Source organism: Geodermatophilus sp. SYSU D00525, from assembly GCF_054050475.1.
Genome location: NZ_JBJGZK010000013.1, coordinates 61,132 through 80,408, shown reverse-complemented (window position 1 = coordinate 80,408; position 19,277 = coordinate 61,132). Strand labels below are relative to the sequence as shown.

Genomic DNA, 19,277 nt, shown 5'->3' with positions numbered 1-19,277 from the left:
GCAGGAATGGCCGTCTCTGCCGCCCCCTCGGAGCCGACGCCGCTCGAGCCGGGCGCGCCCCGCTCCGGGACGACGTTCCTCGGCCTGCCGACCGCGCCCCGTGGCGTCGGTCACCTGCGCGGCACGCAGCCGTTCCCCGAGGCGGCGCGGGGTGCGCTGCGGGACGGGCAACTGCGCGCCAACCTCGGCCGCGCCACGACGACGATCCGCGGCAAGCGCGCCGCCGTCGTGTCGGAGGTGCCGCACTGGGAGCAGCTGCGCCAGGCCGGGAAGGCGCTCAAGGCCGCCACCATGGCCCGGCTCGACGAGCACCTCGAGGAGCTCGAGCGGCAGGTCACCGCACGCGGCGGCACGGTGCACTGGGCGCGCGACGCCGCCGAGGCCAACCGCATCGTCACCGAGCTGGTGCGGGCCACCGGCAGCGACGAGGTGGTCAAGGTCAAGTCGATGGCCACCCAGGAGATCGGCCTCAACGAGGCCCTGGCGGCCGCCGGGATCGAGGCCGTCGAGACCGACCTCGCCGAGCTGATCGTGCAGCTGGGCGAGGACACCCCGTCGCACATCCTCGTGCCGGCGATCCACAAGAACCGCTCGGAGATCCGCGAGATCTTCAGCCGCACCATCCCCGGTGTCGACCCCGGCCTGACCGACGAGCCGCGGCAGCTGGCCATGGCCGCCCGCGCCCACCTGCGCGAGCGGTTCCTGCGCGCGCGGGTCGCCGTCAGCGGGGCCAACTTCGCCGTCGCCGAGACCGGAACGCTCGCCGTCGTCGAGAGCGAGGGCAACGGCCGGATGTGCCTGACGCTCCCGCAGACGCTGATCACCGTCATGGGCATCGAGAAGGTCGTGCCGCGGTGGGAGGACCTCGGCGTCTTCCTGCAGCTGCTGCCCCGCTCCTCCACCGGCGAGCGGATGAACCCCTACACCTCGCTGTGGGCCGGCGTGACCCCCGGCGACGGGCCGCAGGAGTTCCACCTCGTGCTGCTCGACAACGGCCGGACGGCGGTGCTCGCCGACGAGGTGGGCCGCGAGGCGCTGCACTGCATCCGCTGCTCGGCCTGCCTCAACGTGTGCCCGGTGTACGAGCGCACCGGCGGGCACGCGTACGGCTCGGTGTACCCGGGCCCCATCGGCGCGGTGCTGTCCCCGCAGCTGACCGGCGTCGAGGACAACGCCTCGCTGCCGTACGCCTCGTCGCTGTGCGGCGCCTGCTACGACGTCTGCCCGGTGGCCATCGACATCCCGTCGATCCTCGTGCACCTGCGCGCCGAGCACGTCGAGGCGCAGGAGCGGCCGACGGCGGAGGCGGTCGCCTTCCGCGGGCTGTCGCGGGTGATGAGCAGCCCGCGGTTGTGGCACCTGGCCCAGCGCGCCGCCGGGCTCGGCCGGCTGTTCGCCCGGGGGAAGCCGACGCTGCCGGCCACGCTGCCGCCGCCGGCGAGCGCCTGGACCCGCACCCGCGACCTGCCCACCCCGCCGGGGAGGACGTTCGTGCAGCAGTGGACCGAGGAGCACGGGGAGTGAGCGCCCGCGAGGAGGTGCTCGGGCGGATCCGGACGGCCCTGGGCTCCGACCGGCCGTCGGTCGCCGTCCCGCCGGTGCCGGCGCCGCGCGAGCTGCCGGCCGCCGAGCTGCTCGACCTGCTCGCCGAGCGGGTGGAGGACTACCGCGCCACGGTGCTGCGGTGCGCGCCGGAGGAGGTCCCGGCGACCGTGGTCCGCGGCCTCGATGCGGCGCTCGGCGCGGGCTGGGACCCGGCCGGCGTCGTCGTCGCCCCCGGGGTGCCGGCCGCGTGGCGGCCGGACGGCTCGGCCGGGGACGACGGCCGGCCCGCGGTCGAGCTCGCCGCGTTCGCCGCGACCCTGACCGGCGTGGCGACGGCGATCGCCGAGACCGGCACGCTGGTCCTCGACGGGTCACCGCTGTCAGGCCGGCGGGCGCTGTCGCTGCTGCCCGACGTCCTGGTCTGCGTGGTCGAGACGGCCCAGGTGGTGCCCGACGTGCCCGACGCCCTGGCCCGGCTGGACCCGGTGGCGCCGCTGACGATGGTCAGCGGCCCGTCGGCGACCAGCGACATCGAGCTGCAGCGGGTCGAGGGCGTGCACGGCCCGCGCACCCTGGTCGTCGTCCTCGCCGGCTGACCCCTCTCCCTCCTCGGGGCTACCGTCCGTCATCACACGGATACGGACGGCCCTGGTCCGTGTGAGGCTCCCGGCGTCAGCGGCGCCCTCCCGGCGTTCGCACGGACGACGGGGAGAGGGCCGCGGGATGGCGACTGCAGGACCGGAGGGTCCGGGCGGCTGGCACGCGAACCGGGCCGGGCGGGCGACCGCCGCGGTCGTCGCGGCCGTCCTCGGCTTCGGTGGGGCCGCTGCCGTCGACACCGCGCTCGCCGACCCGCCGCTGGTGGAGGCCGGCGACCCCGCGCCGGCCGGTGACGGGCGCACCCGCCTCGTCGTCGACGCCCCGGCGGGCATCGACGCCGCCACGCTGACCGCGCTCGACGAGCTGGCCGGGGTCGACTCCGCGCAGCTGCTGTTCGACGGCACCGCCCTGCTCGCCGGGTACGGCATCACCCCCGACGCCGTCCGGGCGCTGCTGCCCGACGCGGCGGTCACCGTGTCGGTGCCCGGCGAGGCCCTCGGCCGGGAGATCACCGACCCGTACTGGGCCTCGTTCGGCTACCACCTCGCCAACACCGGCGGCAACGCGTACAGCCAGGCCGCGGTCGCCGGCGCCGACGTCGGCGCGCCCGCCGGCTGGCAGGCCGGCACCGGCCGCGGCACGGTCATCGCGGTCGTCGACAGCGGCATGCTGGCGAGCCACCCCGACCTGGCCGGCGCGCTGTGGACGGACCCCGACGAGCCGTGCGGGACGGCCGACACCGACGGCGACGGCTACGCCGGCGACTGCCACGGCTGGAACTTCTACGCGAACTCCCCCGACGTGACGAACGGCGGCGGGGACAACTCGCACGGCACCGGCGTCGCCGGGGCGGCCGCCGCCCGTGCGGGCAACGGCGAGGGCCTGGCCGGCGTGGCGCCGGACGCCACCGTCATGCCGCTGGTCATCGGCAGCGGGCGCAGCGTCGACCTGTACCTCGGCGCGCAGGCGATCCGCTACGCCGCCGACCACGGCGCCGACGTCGTCAACGCCTCCTGGGGCGGCCCGGGCGGCGCGCAGATCCTCCGCGACGCGATCGCCTACGCCAACAGCAAGGGCGTGGTCGTCGTCGCCGCGGCCGGCAACGACGCGCTGGACCGGGACACGTCGCCGTTCTACCCGGCGAGCATCAACGCCCCCAACGTCCTCACCGTGGGCGCGAGCACCGCGGCCGACACCGTCGCGTCGTTCTCCGCCCACGGGGCCGGCACGGTCGACGTCTTCGCGCCCGGCAACCTGGTGGTGGCGCCCAGCAACACCGGCGGGTACTCCGCGGTCAGCGGCACCTCGATCGCCGCGCCGCAGGTCGCCGCCGCCGTCGCGCTGTACCGGGCGCACGACCGCACCGCTCCCGCCGGGGAACTGGCGCAGCGGCTGCTGCGGGACGCGCAGCCGGTGGCCGCGTTCGCCGGGAGGTCGGTCACCGGCGGCCGCCTGTCGCTGGCGGCGCTGGGCGCGACCGGGGCCCCGGTGACCCACACGTTCACCGGCATGGCCGCCGAGCCGGGCACGGTGGCCCCGACCGTCGTCACCAGCGGCAGCGCGCCGGCCGGCACGTACTCCGTCCGCCTCGGCCTCGGCATGGAGCACGACGGCGAGGTCTTCGCGCTGACGCGGCAGCCGGTCACCGTCGGCGGCGTCACCGCGACCACCGACGACGAGGGCCAGGTGGTGTTCGACCTCGGCTCCCGTCCCGGTCCCGCGGCGACGGTCACCCCCAGCACCGAGTTGGCGCAGGGCCGGTACGTGCTCACCGCGCAGCTGGTGCGGGACGGCGTGGACGTCGGCCTGGCCTCCGCGGCCCCGCTGCTGGTCGGCGTCGCGTACGAGGCCCCGGGCACCGGCGCGCCGGCCCCGTCGTCGGCAGCCCCGTCGTCGGCAGCCCCGTCGTCCCCGGCGCCCGGTGCCGGCTCGCCCGCCCCGGGGACCGGCTCCCCCGCACCCGGTACCGGGACGCCGCGACCCTCGACCCCCGGCACCCCGACCCCCGGCACCCTGCCCCCCGGTCCCCCGACCCCCGGCACCCCGACCCCCGGGACGTCCGGTCCGGGGACGACGGCACCGGGCCCCCCGGCTCCGGGCGGGTCGGCGCCGGGCACCTCGGCACCGGGTGCGTCCACGCCGGGTGCCTCCACGCCGGGCGCGTCCGCCCCGGGCGCGACGGCGCCGGGCACTCCGGCTCCGGGTGCGTCCACGCCGGACACGCCCGCCCCGGGGAGCGGCACCCCCGCGCCCGGCACCCCGGCGCCCACCACCCCGGCACCCACCACCCCGGCACCCGGCGCCCCGGCACCCGGCGCCCCGGCTCCCGACCTGGGCGGCCGCACGGACTACCCGCGGGTGGGCCCGTTCCGGCTGACCTCGATCAGCCCGGCGCGGGTCGGCACCGCCGGCGGCACCCGCGTGGTCGTCACCGGCGAGGCGATCCCGGCGGGCGCCCGCGTCCGGGTGGGCGCCACCACGGCCGCCACGGTGACCGCGGTGTCGGCGACCGGTCTGAGCTTCACGACGCCGGCCCGGGTCGCGGGCAGCTACGACGTCTGGGTGTTCGCGCCGGACGGCACCTCGACGGTGCTGACCGCCGGGCTGACCTACGTCGACGCCGCGTCCGCACCGACGCGGCCGGCGACCGGCACGCAGCCCGGGACCCAGCCCGGTACCCGGCCGGTCGCGACGCCGTCCCCGGCCGGGGACCGGATCGTGACCGGACCCCACGGCGAGCGGCTGGTCCGGACCGCGCGCTTCACGGCGCTCGGCGCCGCCGTCTGGGGCATCGACTGCACCCGCTCCTGCAGCGGCCTGGCGGTCTGACCCGGGACCGGCCGTCCCCCGGGGCTCAGTCGAGCGGCTCGGGGTAGGTCGCCCGCACCGCCTGCATGTCGAGGGCCCGGACGGTGTCCACGAGCAGGTCGACCGAGTCCGCCGGGATCCACCCGGGCTCGGCGAAGACCAGCACGCCGTCGCGGTAGACCCGCAGCGTCGGCGCCGACCGCACGCCCAGCTCGGCGGCCAGGGCGGCCTCGGCCTCGGTGTCGACGGCGGTGAAGCGCAGGTCCGGGTGCCGCGCCGCGGCCTCGTCGAACACCGCGGTGAACGCGCGGCTGCTGCCCGACCGTGACGTGCGGAAGTCGACCAGCACGATGCCCGGCGCGGACACCGTCGTCGTGAAGTCGGCCGCACCGATGCTCGCCGTCGCCATGTCCGCCTCCCGTCCCCTCCCCCAGTGTGGCCCGGGGTCCTCCCGCGCACAGCCGTGGTGCCCGTGGCCGGCGCCTCGCGGGCGGCGCTGGCCGGGGCTGACGTGGTGACGACTGCCGTACGCTCCGTACCCGGCACCCCGTGGACGGGGAGCCGGGACGGAGCCAGGGTGAGCAGCGACGACGGGACCGGGGACGCCGAGCGCTACCGCTACCTCGCCGAGGTCACCGAGTCCCTGACCCAGAGCCTGGACACCGGCACCGCCGCCGACCGGCTCGCCCGCCTCGTCGTGCCCGTCCTCGCCGACTGGGCCACGGTCACCCTGCTCGCCGGCGACGGCGCCCCCGGCAGCTCCGCCCGCGCGCACCGGGACCCCGAGCGCCTCGACGACGTCGACACCTACCTCGCCGGGCGGGTCACCGCCCCGCGCGACCAGGCGGCGCTCGCCTCGGTGCTGGCCTCCGGCGAGCCCGTGCAGTTGACCCGCGTCGAGGCGGACCTCGGTCCGGAGTCGATGCCGGAGGGCCCGGTGCGCGCGGCCTGGGAGCGGCTGGACCCCCGGTCGAGCCTGTTCGTGCCGCTGCAGGCGCGTGGCTCGGGGTTCGGCGTCCTGTCCCTCGTCCGGTGCGGCGACCGGCCGCCGGCCGGGCCCGACGACGTCGCGCTCGCCGTCGAGGTCGCCCGCCGCGGGGCGCTGGCGCTGGACAACGCCCGGCTCTACGGCCGCCAGCTGCGGGTCGCCGAGACGCTGCAGCACAGCCTGCTCACCCCGCCGCCGCAGCCGCCCGGCCTCGAGGTCGCCGTCCGCTACCGGCCCGCAGTGTCGCAGCACCTGGTCGGCGGCGACTGGTACGACGCGTTCCCCCGTCCCGACGGGACGACGGCGTTGGTCATCGGCGACGTGGCCGGGCACGGCGTCGAGGCCGCCGCGGCGATGGCGCAGCTGCGCAGCGCGGTGCGGACGCTCGCCTACGACTCCCCCGAGGGGCCGGCGCGGACGCTCGACCGCGTCGACCGGGTGCTGGCCGGCCTGCACGTCGGCACGCTGGCCACCGCGCTGGTCGCCCACCTGGAGCCTGCACCCGCGGGCTCCGGCCGGCTGCTGCGCTGGTCGTCGGCCGGTCACCTGCCGCCGCTGGTGCTCGGCGCCGACGACGCGGTGCGGCTGCTCCGCACCCCGCCCGAGCGGCTGCTCGGCACCGACGAGCCCGGCCTGCGCCGCGACCACGAGGCGGCGATCGCGCCCGGCGAGACGCTGCTGCTGGTCACCGACGGGCTGGTCGAGGCCGGCCGGCAGGGCATCGACGAGGGGCTCGCGGCCGCCGCCGAGGCGCTGTCCGGGCTGTCCGGGCTGAGCGCGGACGCCCTGTGTGACCGCCTGCTCACCCGCGCCCTGCCCGGCCGCACCGACGACGACGTCGCCGTGCTCGCCGTCCGCGTCCTGCCCGGCTGAGGCCGCTCGGCGCCGCATGTCGACCTGTGTCGCCTCGCGCCGCGGGAGACGGCACCAGGTCGAGGACGGACGGCGTCAGCCCCAGAAGGCGCGGACCTCGTCGGCGACGCGGGCGGCCTGGACGCGGCCGGCGCGGGCGCAGGGCTCCCGGGTGGCGGGGTCGAGCGGGTTGGTGCCGAAGGCCCGCACCGCGTCCTCGTCCGCGAGCACCAGGTGCGCCTTCCCCTCCCGGCGCAGCGTGACCAGCTCGTCGTCCAGCGACGGGCCCAGCGGGCTGCCGGCCATCCCCGCCATCGGCGCGACGACGAGCACCGTCGCGCAACGGGCCGCGACGTCGGCGTTGGTGGCCGAGCGCATCCCGCCGTCCATGAACCGCCGCTCCCCGATGGTGATCGGCGGGTAGACGCCGGGCACCGCGCAGGACGCGGACGGCGTCGAGCAGCGGGAAGCCGGTGTCGCGGTCGACGGCGAGGAACTCGCCGTCGGCGATGTCGACGGCGGTCACCACGAGCCGCTGCGCGGGCCACTCCGGCGAGCCGATCCGCGCGCCGATCACCGCGCGCCGCTCGGCCTCCGGCATGGTCTGCGCGCGCAGCGCGAGCGCGCCGATCCGGGCGCGCGCGTCCTGCTCACCGGTCGCACCGGCCAGCGCGGCGGCGACCGAGGCGAAGAAGGCGGCGCCGTCGAACGCCACCGCCCGCTCGGTCGCCGGCACCGGGCCGAGCTGCGCGGCGTACAGCTCCTCCAGGTCGTGACCGGTGCGCAGCAGCGTGCCGACGATCGAGCCGGCCGAGGTGCCCACCACGAGGTCGGCGTCGCGGACGTCGACCCCGGCCTCGGCCAGCCCGGACAGCAGCCCGATCTCCCAGGCGATCCCGGCGATGCCGCCGCCGCCGAGGACGAGGGCGCGGCTCACCGCAGGACTCCCGCGTCGCCGGCCGTCACGGAGCGGGACCCGTCGGAGGCGGGGAGGAGCACGACGTCGGCGGCGTCCGCGGGCCGGGTGACCGGCACCGGGAGCGGGGAGGAGGACACGGGCGCCAGTCTGGGGCACCGGCGACGGCGGCGCCGAGGTGGCCGGTGCGGCGCCCGCCCGGGTGCACGCGCGGCCCGGACACGCTACGCAGGACACGTGAGCGCGGGGGCCGAGCAGCTGAGGGCGGAGGCCCGCCGGGCGTGGACGGCCCTGCGGCCGCGGATCGTGGACGAGGCGGTCGCCGCCCTGGGCGAGGCCGAGGCCGACGCCTTCCTCGCCCGCGCCGACCTGGCCCTCCACGACGTCCACGAGCCGCTCGCGCTCCTCTACGGGGACGCCGCCGACGACCTGTTCGCCCGCGGGCTGCGCACCGCACTGGCCGCCGCGGCCGAGCGACCGGAGCCGCTGCGGCGGATCGACCGGCGGCGGGAGATCGACCCGGCGTGGTTCCAGCGGGCGCGGGTCCAGGGCTACGTCTGCTACGTCGACCGGTTCTGCGGCACCCTCGCCGAGCTGCCCGGCCGGCTCGGCCACCTCGCCGAGCTCGGCACCACCTACCTCCACCTCATGCCGCTGCTCGAGCCGCGGGAGGGCGAGAACGACGGCGGCTACGCGGTGGCCGACTACCGCGCCGTCGACCCGCGGCTGGGCACCATGGCCGACCTCGAGGCGGTGGCGAGCGCGCTGCACGAGCGGGAGATGGCGCTGTGCATCGACCTGGTGCTCAACCACACCGCCCGCGAGCACCCCTGGGCGCAGGGCTGGCTGGCCGGCGACCCCGCGTACGCCGGCTTCTACACCGCCTTCCCGGACCGACAGCTGCCGGACGCCTACGACGCGACGATCCCCGAGGTCTTCCCCGACCGGGCACCCGGGTCGTTCAGCTGGGTGCCCGAGGCGCTCGGCGGCGCCGGCGGCTGGGTCTGGACGACGTTCTGGCCGTACCAGTGGGACCTCGACTACACCAACCCCGAGGTGACGCTGGCGATGGCCGGCGAGATCGCGTGGCTGGCCAACCGCGGCGTCGACGTCTTCCGCATGGACGCCGTCCCGTTCATGTGGAAGCGGCTGGGCACCAGCTGCCAGAACCAGCCCGAGGGGCACACCCTCCTGCAGCTGCTGCACGCGCTGACCCGCCTGGCCGCCCCCGGGGTGGTGTTCAAGGCCGAGGCGATCGTCTCCCCCGACGACCTGGTGGCCTACCTCGGCGGGCACGACCGCTACCGGCCCGAGTGCGAGCTGGCCTACCACAACTCGCTCATGGTGCTGCTGTGGAGCAGCCTGGCCACCCAGGACGTCCGGCTGGCCCGTCAGGCGCTGCGCCGGATGCGGCCGATCCCGCCCACGACCACCTGGTGCACCTACGTCCGCGGCCACGACGACATCGGCTGGGCGGTCACCGACGAGGACGCCGCCGCCGTCGGCCTCGACGGGTTCGCCCACCGCCGGTTCCTCAACGACTTCTACGCCGGCCGTTTCCCCGGCTCCTTCGCCCGCGGCGCGCTGTTCCAGGAGAACGAGGCCACCGGCGACGCGCGGATCTCCGGATCGGCGGCGTCGCTGTGCGGCATCGAGGACGCCCTCGACCGCGACGACCCGGTCGCCCTCGACGCCGGGGTGCGCCGGCTGCTGCTCCTGTACTCGGTCGCCTACGCCTTCGGCGGCGTCCCGCTGCTCTACATGGGCGACGAGCTGGCACTGCGCAACGACGCCTCCTACCTCGCCGATCCCGAGCGGGCGCCGGACAACCGCTGGATGCACCGCCCGCGGATGGACTGGGCCGCGGCGGCCCGGCGCGGCGACCCCACCACCGTCGAGGGCCGGGTGTGGGCCGGCATCCGCCGGCTCGGGGAGGTGCGCCGGTCGCTGCTGGCGCTGCGCGGCGGGGTGGAGTCGGCGGTCGTCGACGTCGGCAACGACGCGGTGCTGGTCTGGCGGCGGCGGCACCCGCGCGGCGGGACGTTCGTCGGGGTGGCCAACTTCTCGCCGCACCCGCAGCGGGTCGACGCCGACACCGTCACCGGGTTCGGCACGTTCGCGCAGGTGCACGGCAGCGACGGTCCCCTGCCGGTCCGGGACGGCCTGCTGCTGGTCCCCGGCCTCGGCTCCGCCTGGTTCGCCGAGCGCTGACCGGTGCGGGGGACGTCAGCCGCGGAGGAACTCCGCGACCACCGGGGCCAGGACCTCCGGGGCGACGACGTGGCCGGAGCCGGGGAGCACGCGCAGCTGGCCGGCCGGGAGGAGGTCCGCCACCCGCCGGGCCACCTCCCGCATGAACGGCGGGCTGTCGCCGCCGACCAGCACGAGCCCGGGCCGTGCCGCGCGGCGGGCGACGTCCTCGGGCACCGCGCCGCCGGTCGCCACGGAGTCGAGCACCGCCAGGTCGTGGGCGAGCGTCGGGGCGAGCGCGACCAGCTCCGCCCACCGCGGCGTCGCCCGCACCGCGTCGACCACCTCGTCGGGCATCCCGGTGCCGCGGCACCACCGGTCCATCGCCTCGTCCCGCTCCCCCGCGGCCAGCAGGTCCAGGGTCTCCACCGCGAAGGCGCGACTCTCCTCCCGGAACGCGGCGTCGTCGGGGGCGAACGGCGGGTCGTGGAGGACGAACCGGTCCACCGGCAGCCCCGCGGCGACGGCACGCAGCACCAGGGCGGCGCCGGAGGAGTGCCCGTACAGGGACGCGTGCCCGCCGACCGCGCCGACCAGCGCGGCGAGGTCCTCGACCTCCCGCTCGACGGCGTACGGCAGGGTGTCGCCGCTGTCGCCGCGGCCCCGCCGGTCGTAGGCCACGGTCGTGGCGGAGCTCCCCAGCGCCCGGGCCGTGGGGCGCATCAGCGCGCGGTCGCAGGTCGCGCCGCACACCGTGACCAGCGGCGGCCCGGAGCCCCAGACCTCGTAGGCGACGCGGGTCCCGTCCGCCGAGGCGACCGTCTCGTACGTCATGCCGGGGAGACCGGCGGACGGCGCACCACTCATCGGCACCACCCGGAGGAGGACACGTGGCACGGATGGACCTGAGGGTGCGGCTGCTGGGCCGGCTGCTCGCGCGGACGTCGATCACGCGGATGGACGACGAGCGGCTGCGGAAGGCGCAGCAGCGGCGCGTCCCGCACAACCCGGTCACCGACCTGCTGCTCGGCGGCGTGGCACCGGGCGTGCGGCTCACCGACGGCACCGCACGCGGCGAGGTCGGCAAGGTGCCGGTGCGCACCTACCGGCCGGAGTGGGTGACCGGCCCGCTGCCGCTGGTCGTGAACCTCCACGGCGGCGGCTGGACGCTCGGCAACCTCGACTCCGCGGACTGGCTGTGCAGCAGCGTGTCCGCCACGGTGGGCGCCGTCGTCGTCTCCGTCGAGTACCGGCTCGCGCCCGGGCACCGCTGGCCGGCCGCCGCCGAGGACTGCTACGCCGCCCTGGCCGACGTCGTGGAGCGGGCCGCCGAGTTCGGCGCCGACCCCGACCGGGTCGCGGTGATGGGCGACAGCGCGGGCGGCAACCTGGCCGCCGTCGTCTGCCTGATGGCCCGCGAGCGCTCCGGCCCGCGGATCGCGCACCAGGGGCTGGTCTACCCCTCGGTCGACCTGACGATGAGCAGCCCGTCGATCGACGGGAACGCGCACGCGCCGATCCTCACCCGGGCCGACTGCCTCGCCTTCCGCGACCACTACCTCGGCGACGGCGACCCGCACCACCCGCACGCCTCGCCGCTGTACGCCACCGACCACGCGGGCCTCCCCCCGGCGCTGGTGCAGGTGGCCGAGCACGACCCCATCCGCGACGACGGCGTGCGCTACGCCGCGGTGCTCCGGGACGCGGGCGTGCCCGTCCGGCTGACCGAGTACGTCGGCATGCCGCACGGGTTCCTCGCCTTCCCGCGGCTGTGCCGGTCGGCGCCCCAGGCGCTGGCGGAGCTGTGCGCGGAGCAGGCGGCGGTGTTCAGCCGCTGACCACCCCCTCCGGGTGATCGACCCGCGGCCCGGACCGGTCGATGCAGAGGAGGACAACCCCTTCCCGAGCACGAGGGCGGCAGCATGGTCCGGTCGACGGCGCACCCGCGCCTGGCGGCGCTCGTCGTCGCCCTCGCCGCCGCCGGGACGCTCACCACCACGGTCCTCGGGCCGTCCGGCGCCGCGCTCGCCTCGGACCTGACGCAGACGCTGGCCGCCCTCGCCGCCGGCGCCGCGACCGCGCGGTTCGCCGCGCACAGCACGGCCTGCGGCTGCGGCTGGCCTGGGCCCTGCTGGCGCTGGCCTGCACGTCGTGGGGTCTCGGCCAGGCGTACTGGACCGTCCTCGCCGCCCACGGCGAGGCGCCGTTCCCGTCGCTGGCCGACGTCGGCTTCCTGGGCTTCTGCCTGTTCGCCGTACCGGCCCTGGTCCTGCACCCGGCCGGCGGCGGGCGGACCGGCCGCCTGCAGCGGCTCCTCGACGCGGTGATGACCACCGGCGCGGTCGGCCTGGTCAGCTGGCAGACGGCGCTGGGCGCGGTCCTGCGCGACGACTCCGGTCCCGACGTCGGCGCTCGCCTGCTGCTGGCCGCGTACCCGGTCACCGACGTCGTCCTGATCGTGCTGGCCGTCCTCCTGGTCACCCGCACCCCCGGCGACCGCCGGCCGCTGAACCTGGTCGCGGCCGGCGTCACCGCGCTGGCCGTCGCCGACAGCGCCTTCACCTACCTGTCGGCCACCGGCACCTACGACGGCGGGACCGCCGATGTCGGCTGGACGGCCGCCTTCGTCCTGCTCGCCGTGGCCGGGCTGTGCCGCACCGCGCTCGCGGGCGCCCGGCCCGAGGGCCGCAGCGGCGGCGTCCGCGGCACCGGTACCGCGGCGTCGCTGCTGCCCTACGTCCCGGTCGTCGTCGCGCTGGCCACCGCGCTGGTGCGCAGCCTCGCCGGCACGCCGCTGTCCCCCGGCGAGATGCTGGCCGCCACCGTGGTGATCGCCGCGCTCATGGTCCGGCAGTACGTGACCGTGCGGGAGAACGCGCGGCTCGCGGCCGACCTCGCCGCCCGCGAGGCCCAGCTGCGGCACCTGGCCTTCTCCGACCCGCTGACCGGCCTGGCCAACCGGTCGCTGTTCCTCGACCGGCTCGAGCACGCCCTGGCCCTGCACGCCCGGGACATGCGGCCGGTCGCCGTCGTCTTCCTCGACCTCGACGACTTCAAGACGGTCAACGACACCCTCGGCCACGCCGCCGGCGACGAGCTGCTGCTCCGGGTCGCCGAGCGGCTCACCGGCGCGCTGCGCGGCGGCGACACGGTCGCCCGGCTCGGCGGCGACGAGTTCGCCGCGCTGCTCGAGGACGGCGGCGACCCGCTGGAGGCCGCCGCCCGCATCACGGCGGCGATGGCCGTGCCGTTCACCGTCGCCGGCCGCACCCGCGCCGTCGGCGCCAGCACCGGCGTGGTCGCGCTGGCCGCCGGCGACGCCGCGGTGGGCGCCGACGAGCTCATGGCCCGCGCCGACGCGGCGATGTACGCCGCCAAGCGCGCGGGCAAGGGCCGCGTCGTCCACCACGGCGTCACCGTCTGACGCCTGCCGGTTCAGTGGTCCGAGCAGCACTCCCGCTGTCTCGGGGACTCGAACGGGACGACCTCGCCGTCTCCCCACGGGGACACCGGCAGCACGAGGACGCCGTCGCGGTACTCCGGGCGCACGTGCCCGCGCGTCCGAAGGACCAGACCCGGGTCGTCGGCGACGCCGACGAGGTCGACCGCCTGCACCGCCGACCGGGTGGTCAGCTCGGCCAGCGGCAGCCGGCCGGGCAGGTCCTCCTGGCCGGGGAAGCGGACCAGCCGGCCGGAGGCCCGCTCCCGGTGCGCCCGGCCGGCGCCCGCGGCGTGCTCCGCGTGGCCGGGGTCCCCGGCCGGCGGGGTGTCCGCGTCCCCGGCGACCACCACCGCGTCCCCGGGACGGGCCCACCCCGCGACGGCGGCGTCGAGCTCCGCCGAGCGGGGTGCCCGGAGCGAGCCGGCGTAGTGGTTGCCGCCGGCCGACCGGACGACGTGCGTCGCCACCTCGGTGGCGCCGACCCGCCGGCCGAGGTCGAGCAGCCGGTGCTCGACCTCGGCCAGCGCGGCCGGCGAGGTGCCGGTGTCGCCGCAGACGGCGACCCAGCAGTCGCCGGACGGGGACTCAGCCAACGGTGACGAACACCGGGTTCGAGTAGAACCACAGGTCGGTCCACGGGTCGCTGTTGCCCTCGGGGTCCTGCCGCGGCTCGATGCTGCCGGGCGCCGAGAAGTTCCCGTCCGTCCCGCGCAGCCGCAGGTAGAACGGGCGGTCGACCCGCCGGAACACGTGGTTGACCACGACCTGCCCGTTGCCGCGGACCTCGAAGGACTCGACGACGGCGGTCTCCGGCGCCGTCTGGGTGTCCCGGTCGGACACCGCGCCGGTGATCGGGCCGCTGATCAGGTCGACCCGGCGCAGGACCGGCACGTCGCCGTGGGCGTTGGGCCGGCGGCGCGGGGTGATCCGGATCTGCACGTGCACGTTCTCGCCGCGGCCGACGCGCACCTGCTCGCCCAGGGTGGCCGGCGCGTTGCCGCCGCCGTCGCCCCGGACGCTGACCTCGAGGGCGTCGATGAGGTCGCCGTGGACGACGAACGCGCGCCCGGCCCGCAGGCCGTCCATGACGGCGCCGTAGTCGCGGCCGGCCGCCCCCACCCAGGTCCGCGAGTAGTAGCCGGGGAAGAAGTCGCCGCGGTCGATCTGCGGGACGCCGCTGTCCACCGGGTCGCCGTAGCGTCCGTTGGCGGCGAAGTACGTGCTGGAGTCCGCGCCGGTGGGACGGACGAGCTGGTCGCGGTAGACCGAGTGCGAGTCGGAGTTGGCGGTGATCCACCAGGGCCGGCCCTCCGCCAGCAGCGAGTCCCACACACCGCCGACCTTGGCGGTCATCCAGTCGAAGCCACCGAAGGTCCGGTAGGACTCGAGGGGGTACCCGGGGAAGCTGTCGGCGCGGGGGCTGTTGCCGTAGTAGCCGCGCGCCTCGCCCGGGCCCTCCGGCGCCGGGATGCCGGCGGCCTGGTGCCCGGGCGCGCCCTCCATGCCGATCGCGATCCGCGGGTCGGCGTCGCGCCACGCGCGGAGCTCGTGCGGCGAGTCGATGCCGTTGCGGGCGGGGTGGTTGGCGAGGAAGAGCGCGTTGGAGGTGCGGCGGTTCGTCATCTGCTGGCCGAGCCAGCGGATGCCGGCCACCGCACGGTCCTCGGTCGTGTTGCCGAGGGAGCCGTCGAACTGCTGCTCGAACTCCCGCAGGACGGCGACCTCGTTGCTGTTCGGCACGACGAAGACGGTGCCGTGCTCGGCCGCCGGGATGTTCCACTCCAGGCCCTGGAACACCAGCACGTCGCGGTAGGCCTGGCGGCTGGCGACGATGTCGGGGTTGACCAGGTCGACGCCGAGGCGGGCGTGCGTGGCCGAGCCGTGGTCGGTGATGACCATCCAGTGCACGCCGTTGCGCCGGGCCTGCTCCACCTGCTGGCGGACCGTGTAGAGGCCGTCGGAGCTGTACTGCGTGTGGATGTGGTGGTCGCCGTTGAGCCAGGTGTAGGAGGCGGCGCCGCCGCTGCCGGCACGCGGGGCGGCCTGGGCGGTCCGGGGCGCGCCGGCCACCGTCGCGCCGACCGTCAGACCGAGGACCCCGGCCGCCTGCAGGAACCGGCGGCGCGACAGGTCACCGGGCGAGAGGTCCTGGTCGGGGACGGAGACGTCGCTGTAGGGCGTCCACGCCGCGGGCTCGTGGTGGTGCCCGTGGTCGTGCGGGTGGTCGTGGTGGTGGTGCGGACCGGACACGTCTCTCCTCGGGAGCGGCGACAGGAGGGCCGGCCGCGGGGAGCGGTCCCGGCCCCGCTCCATCCTCAGGACGGAGGTGACCGACGGGTGGACCGCCGATGACACACCGTGGTGGCCGGCGTGACGTCTGCGCGACGGGCGCGGCGATGACAGGGTGGACGGGTGACCGACGTCCAGCACCGCGACGGCCGCCGCACGCCTGCCGTCCGCACCTACCAGGGGCACGGCATCCACGCGGCCCCCGGCGTGCACGAGTACGCCGCGGGCCTGGCCCGGACGCTGCTCCCCGACGGCGGGCGGGTGCTCGAGGTCGGCTCGGGCTGCGGCGCGCTGGCACTGCGGCTGCGCGACGTGGGCGTCGACGTCGTCCCCACCGACCTCGACCCGCCGCACGAGTGGATCGCCCGGCTCGACCTCGACGACCCGGACTGGACCGACGAGACCCGCGGCCCCTTCGACCTGGTCGTGTGCGTGGAGACGCTGGAGCACGTGGAGAACCCGCGGCAGGTGCTGCGCTCGATCCGGGCCCTGCTGCGCCCCGGCGGCCGGCTGCTGGTGAGCACACCGAACGTCACGCACCCGCACTCGCGGCTGCTGACCCTGCTGCGCGGGGCGCCCTACATCTTCGGCCCGGGCCACTACCACTCCCCCGGCCACATCACCCTGCTGCCGGACTGGATGCTCACCGAACACGTGCGGCTGGCCGGGTTCGACCGGATCGAGGTCACCACCGCCGGCGACACCCTCTACGCCGGGCCGATGCGGCTGGCCTACCGCGTGGAGATGGCGGTGCTGTGGCTGCTGGGCATCCGGCAGCGGGCCACCTCCGGCGACGGCGTCTGCACCTTCGTCACCGCCACCGCGGTCTAGCCACCGGCGCGTGTGCGCTGACGCCGCGTCCCGGCGCCCGGAAGGCGGCGTCAGCGCACCCCGTCCCGCTCTCGACGCCCGCGTTCCGGAGGTCCCCATGGCGCTCGTGACGGTGCTCGCGACCGGCGGCACGATCGCGACCCGCGCCGACGCGGGCGGGGTGTCGACGGCGCAGGACAGCGGGGCCGACCTCGTCGCCCGGCTGGCCGGGGACACCGGCACCCGCCTGCGGGTCCGGGACGTGCTGCGCGTCGGCAGCTACCTGATGACGCTCGAGCGCATGCACGCCGTCGCGTCCGCGGTGGCCGAGGAGCTGGCCGACCCGGAGGTCGACGGGGTGGTCGTCACGCACGGCACGGACACGACCGAGGAGACGGCCTTCTTCCTCGACCTGCTCCACCGCGACCCCCGGCCGGTCGTGCTCACCGGCGCCCAGCGGCCGGCGGACGCCCCGGACAGCGACGGGCCGCGCAACCTCGCCGACGCGGTCACCGTCGCCGCGAGCCCGGCCGCCCGGGACCAGGGCGTCCTGATCGCCTTCGGCGGGCGCGTGTTCCCGGCGCGGGGCACGCGCAAGGGTCACACGCTGGCGGCCGACACCTTCACCGCGCCGGACGCGGGTCCGCTGGGCTGGGTCCGGGATGGCGCCCTCCTCCTGGAGCGCTCGGCCCGCCGCTCCGCTCCCCTCGACCTCGCCCGCGTCGACCCGGCCGGGATCCGCGTCGACGTCGTGGCCTGCCACCCCGATGCCGACGCCACCGCGCTGCACGCCTTCGCCGCGGCCGGCGCCCGGGGGATCGTCCTGGAGGCGACGGGCGCCGGCAACGCCAACCCCGTCATCTGCCGGGCCGTCCGCGAGCTCACCGACGCCGGCGTCGTCGTCGTCACCTCGACGCGGGTGGCGGCCGGCCCGGTCGCCGCCCTCTACGGCGACGGCGGGGGGACCGACCTGCAGGCCGCGGGGGCGCTCCCCGCCGGCCTGCTCCGGCCCTCCCAGGCGCGCGTGCTGCTGGCCGTCCTGCTGGCGCTGGACCGCGACCCGGACGCCGTCCGCGCCGGCTGGCGGGCCCGGACCGCCGGCTGACCGGCGAGCCCCAGGTACGACCCCGGCCGCACGCCGCGGTCCGGGGAACCCGAGAGGAGAGGTGCATGCCCAAGGAGATCCTCTGCGCCTTCGGCGTCGACGTCGACGCGGTGGGCGGCTGGCTGGGGTCCTACGGCGGCGAGGACTCGCCGGACGACATCTCGCGCGGCATCTTCGCCGGCGAGGTCGGCGTGCCGCGCATGCTCGAGCTCTTCCGCCGCAACGAGATGCCGAGCACCTGGTTCTGGCCGGGCCACTCCATCGAGACGTTCCCGGAGCAGTTCGACGCCTGCGTGGCGGCCGGGCACGAGATAGGCGTCCACGGCTACAGCCACGAGAACCCCATCGCGATGAGCCGCGAGCAGGAGTCCGCGGTGCTCGACCGCTGCATCGAGCTGATCGAGGAGCGGGCCGGCCGCCGCCCGACCGGCTACGTCGCGCCGTGGTGGGAGTTCTCCCCCGTCACCAACGAGCTGCTCCTCGAGCGCGGCATCAAGTACGACCACTCGCTCATGCACCGGGACTTCGAGCCCTACTACGTCCGGGTCGGCGACAGCTGGACGAAGATCGACTACTCCCGGCCGGCCGACACCTGGATGAAGCCGCTGGTCCGGGGCCGGGAGACCGACCTCGTCGAGATCCCGGCGAACTGGTACCTCGACGACCTCCCGCCGATGATGTTCATCAAGGCCAGCCCGAACAGCCACGGGTTCGTCAGCCCCCGCCACCTCGGCGAGATGTGGCAGGACCAGTTCGACTGGGTCCACCGGGAGATGGAGTACGCGGTGGTCACCTTCACCGTGCACCCCGACGTCTCCGGCCGGCCGCAGGTGCTCCTCATGCTCGAGCGGCTCATCGAGCACGTGAACGCCCACGAGGGCGTCCGGTGGACGACCTTCGACGAGATCGCCGACGACTTCACGGCGCGCCGCCCCCGCCGGGCCTGACGGCCGGCTCCCCCACCCGCCGCCGGCGGGGACCCACCCGTCCGGCCGAACGGAGGTCTCCAGGTGTGCGGTGCGTGCGGCGCCGGGACGGCCGAGGACTGGGCCTCCCCCGTCCTCGGCTCCTCCGCGGCGCGGGCGGCGGTGGCCGCGGTGGTCGGGACCGCCGCTCCCCGCGGTGTCCGGGTGCGGCCGGTCCCCGGCGGGTGGACGGTCGGCCGCCCCACCGGCGGCACCACCGTGGCCGGCACGGTCACCCGGCTGGTCGAGGCCGCCGCGGCCGACACCGGTGCCGAGGTCGGCCTCCCGCCCGCGACGGGCGACCACGTGCCGCCGCCGGACGGGCGCCGTCCGGTGACCCTCGTGCACGGCGACGCCGTCCCGGGCGCGGTGGACAGCGGGGACGCGGCCTGGCCGCACCGGGTGACCGGGGCCGGCGCGCCGGTCGTGCTGACCGCCCGCGAGCGGCCGGAGGAGGTGCTCGACCTGCTCCTGGCCGACCCCCTCCGCCGTTCCGTCCGGGTCGCCGGCCTGGTGAGCGCCACGCTCCCGGGGTGGAGCGGCCCGGTCTCCCGGCTCCCGGGGGTCCCCGTCGCCGTCCCCGGCGACCGGGTGCCCGCGCTCGCCGCCCTGCTCGCCCTGCGGCTGGCCGGCCGCCGGCCGCACGAGCGGACCCGCACCCGGGTGGCGGTCGACGGGACACGACTGACCCTGGACGCCCTCGGCCCGCGGGTGCTCGCCCTCCACGGCGAGGGGTGACCCGGGCGGCCGGCCCGGGTCACCCCGCC

18 protein-coding genes and 1 pseudogene are annotated in these 19,277 nt (G+C 76.9%); 12 read left to right on the top strand and 7 right to left on the bottom strand.

All coding sequences use genetic code 11. The features are described from left to right. The first annotated feature begins 6 nt into the window (after nt 1-6). The 3 genes from ACI796_RS13280 to ACI796_RS13270 all read left to right on the top strand — a co-directional run bounded on the left by ACI796_RS13280 (nt 7) and on the right by ACI796_RS13270 (nt 4,974). Nucleotides 7-1,524, top strand: a complete 1,518-nt coding sequence (locus ACI796_RS13280; protein ID WP_456941701.1) for a LutB/LldF family L-lactate oxidation iron-sulfur protein — start codon at nt 7-9, stop codon at nt 1,522-1,524. Next, the gene (locus ACI796_RS13275; RefSeq protein ID WP_456941700.1) at nt 1,521-2,141 is read left to right on the top strand and encodes a LutC/YkgG family protein; all 621 of its coding nucleotides are present in this window, start codon (nt 1,521-1,523) and stop codon (nt 2,139-2,141) included. The genes ACI796_RS13280 and ACI796_RS13275 overlap by 4 nt, the downstream gene beginning before the upstream one ends. Nucleotides 2,142-2,268: 127 nt before the next feature. Continuing rightward, entirely contained in the window at nt 2,269-4,974 is a 2,706-nt protein-coding gene (locus ACI796_RS13270) for a S8 family serine peptidase (RefSeq protein WP_456941699.1), read from the top strand. Nucleotides 4,975-4,999: 25 nt separating this feature from the next. Here the strand turns inward: ACI796_RS13270 and ACI796_RS13265 are convergent, their stop codons facing one another. Beyond that, a complete protein-coding gene (locus tag ACI796_RS13265) occupies nt 5,000-5,362 on the bottom strand; it encodes a thioredoxin family protein (protein WP_456941698.1) in 363 nt (120 codons plus the stop codon). Nucleotides 5,363-5,530: 168 nt separating this feature from the next. Here ACI796_RS13265 and ACI796_RS13260 point away from each other — a divergent pair, with 168 nt between their 5' ends. Beyond that, the gene (locus ACI796_RS13260; RefSeq protein ID WP_456941697.1) at nt 5,531-6,814 is read left to right on the top strand and encodes a PP2C family protein-serine/threonine phosphatase; all 1,284 of its coding nucleotides are present in this window, start codon (nt 5,531-5,533) and stop codon (nt 6,812-6,814) included. 75 nt (nt 6,815-6,889) lie between these two features. Here ACI796_RS13260 and ACI796_RS13255 read toward each other — a convergent pair whose 3' ends face one another. Then, nucleotides 6,890-7,228: a hypothetical protein gene (locus ACI796_RS13255; RefSeq protein ID WP_456941696.1), complete on the bottom strand. Its 339-nt coding sequence runs from the start codon at nt 7,226-7,228 to the stop codon at nt 6,890-6,892. A 38-nt stretch (nt 7,229-7,266) separates the two neighbouring features. On the opposite strand from ACI796_RS13255, the gene ACI796_RS13250 reads away from it, so the two are divergent. Further along, nucleotides 7,267-7,569 (top strand): hypothetical protein, encoded by a 303-nt coding sequence (locus ACI796_RS13250; protein ID WP_456941695.1) that lies wholly within the window; start codon nt 7,267-7,269, stop codon nt 7,567-7,569. On the opposite strand, the pseudogene ACI796_RS13245 reads toward ACI796_RS13250, so the two are convergent. Next, nucleotides 7,563-7,730, bottom strand: a pseudogene (locus tag ACI796_RS13245) (patatin-like phospholipase family protein); the annotation flags it as partial. The gene ACI796_RS13250 and the pseudogene ACI796_RS13245 sit on opposite strands and share 7 nt — an antisense overlap. Further along, complete coding sequence (locus tag ACI796_RS13240; protein WP_456941694.1) at nt 7,727-7,849, bottom strand: hypothetical protein; 123 nt, start codon at nt 7,847-7,849, stop codon at nt 7,727-7,729. The gene ACI796_RS13240 and the pseudogene ACI796_RS13245, both read right to left, overlap by 4 nt. A gap of 97 nt (nt 7,850-7,946) precedes the next feature. On the opposite strand from ACI796_RS13240, the gene ACI796_RS13235 reads away from it, so the two are divergent. Then, complete coding sequence (locus ACI796_RS13235; RefSeq protein ID WP_456941693.1) at nt 7,947-9,920, top strand: alpha-amylase family protein; 1,974 nt, start codon at nt 7,947-7,949, stop codon at nt 9,918-9,920. A gap of 15 nt (nt 9,921-9,935) precedes the next feature. Here ACI796_RS13235 and ACI796_RS13230 read toward each other — a convergent pair whose 3' ends face one another. Further along, nucleotides 9,936-10,733 (bottom strand): alpha/beta fold hydrolase, encoded by a 798-nt coding sequence (locus ACI796_RS13230; RefSeq protein ID WP_456941692.1) that lies wholly within the window; start codon nt 10,731-10,733, stop codon nt 9,936-9,938. A 65-nt stretch (nt 10,734-10,798) separates the two neighbouring features. Here ACI796_RS13230 and ACI796_RS13225 point away from each other — a divergent pair, with 65 nt between their 5' ends. After that, on the top strand, nt 10,799-11,737 hold the full coding sequence (locus ACI796_RS13225; RefSeq protein ID WP_456941735.1) for an alpha/beta hydrolase: 939 nt from the start codon (nt 10,799-10,801) through the stop codon (nt 11,735-11,737). Nucleotides 11,738-12,225: 488 nt separating this feature from the next. Further along, nucleotides 12,226-13,323 carry a diguanylate cyclase domain-containing protein gene (locus ACI796_RS13220; protein WP_456941691.1) on the top strand — a complete coding sequence of 366 codons (1,098 nt, stop codon included), beginning with the start codon at nt 12,226-12,228 and terminating at the stop codon, nt 13,321-13,323. 11 nt (nt 13,324-13,334) lie between these two features. Here ACI796_RS13220 and ACI796_RS13215 read toward each other — a convergent pair whose 3' ends face one another. Then, nucleotides 13,335-13,934, bottom strand: a complete 600-nt coding sequence (locus tag ACI796_RS13215) for a hypothetical protein (protein WP_456941690.1) — start codon at nt 13,932-13,934, stop codon at nt 13,335-13,337. Beyond that, entirely contained in the window at nt 13,927-15,591 is a 1,665-nt protein-coding gene (locus tag ACI796_RS13210; RefSeq protein ID WP_456941689.1) for a CehA/McbA family metallohydrolase, read from the bottom strand. Before ACI796_RS13210 ends, ACI796_RS13215 begins: the two co-directional genes overlap by 8 nt. Nucleotides 15,592-15,753: 162 nt before the next feature. Here ACI796_RS13210 and ACI796_RS13205 point away from each other — a divergent pair, with 162 nt between their 5' ends. The 4 genes from ACI796_RS13205 to ACI796_RS13190 all read left to right on the top strand — a co-directional run bounded on the left by ACI796_RS13205 (nt 15,754) and on the right by ACI796_RS13190 (nt 19,248). After that, nucleotides 15,754-16,461: a class I SAM-dependent methyltransferase gene (locus tag ACI796_RS13205; protein ID WP_456941688.1), complete on the top strand. Its 708-nt coding sequence runs from the start codon at nt 15,754-15,756 to the stop codon at nt 16,459-16,461. Nucleotides 16,462-16,558: 97 nt separating this feature from the next. Continuing rightward, nucleotides 16,559-17,545, top strand: a complete 987-nt coding sequence (locus tag ACI796_RS13200) for an asparaginase (RefSeq protein ID WP_456941687.1) — start codon at nt 16,559-16,561, stop codon at nt 17,543-17,545. A 65-nt stretch (nt 17,546-17,610) separates the two neighbouring features. After that, nucleotides 17,611-18,492, top strand: coding sequence for a polysaccharide deacetylase family protein (locus ACI796_RS13195; RefSeq protein ID WP_456941686.1), 882 nt, complete (start codon nt 17,611-17,613; stop codon nt 18,490-18,492). A gap of 63 nt (nt 18,493-18,555) precedes the next feature. Then, nucleotides 18,556-19,248: a hypothetical protein gene (locus ACI796_RS13190; protein WP_456941685.1), complete on the top strand. Its 693-nt coding sequence runs from the start codon at nt 18,556-18,558 to the stop codon at nt 19,246-19,248. Nucleotides 19,249-19,277 lie beyond the last annotated feature (29 nt).

Coding starts and splice junctions, on each gene's coding strand:
- ACI796_RS13225 (WP_456941735.1), top strand. CDS start 10,799: ATGGACCTGAGGGTGCGGCTGCTGGGCCGGCTGCTCGCGCGGACGTCG.
- ACI796_RS13200 (WP_456941687.1), top strand. CDS start 16,559: ATGGCGCTCGTGACGGTGCTCGCGACCGGCGGCACGATCGCGACCCGC.
- ACI796_RS13270 (WP_456941699.1), top strand. CDS start 2,269: ATGGCGACTGCAGGACCGGAGGGTCCGGGCGGCTGGCACGCGAACCGG.
- ACI796_RS13265 (WP_456941698.1), bottom strand. CDS start 5,362: ATGGCGACGGCGAGCATCGGTGCGGCCGACTTCACGACGACGGTGTCC.
- ACI796_RS13195 (WP_456941686.1), top strand. CDS start 17,611: ATGCCCAAGGAGATCCTCTGCGCCTTCGGCGTCGACGTCGACGCGGTG.
- ACI796_RS13220 (WP_456941691.1), top strand. CDS start 12,226: ATGACCACCGGCGCGGTCGGCCTGGTCAGCTGGCAGACGGCGCTGGGC.
- ACI796_RS13280 (WP_456941701.1), top strand. CDS start 7: ATGGCCGTCTCTGCCGCCCCCTCGGAGCCGACGCCGCTCGAGCCGGGC.
- ACI796_RS13230 (WP_456941692.1), bottom strand. CDS start 10,733: ATGACGTACGAGACGGTCGCCTCGGCGGACGGGACCCGCGTCGCCTAC.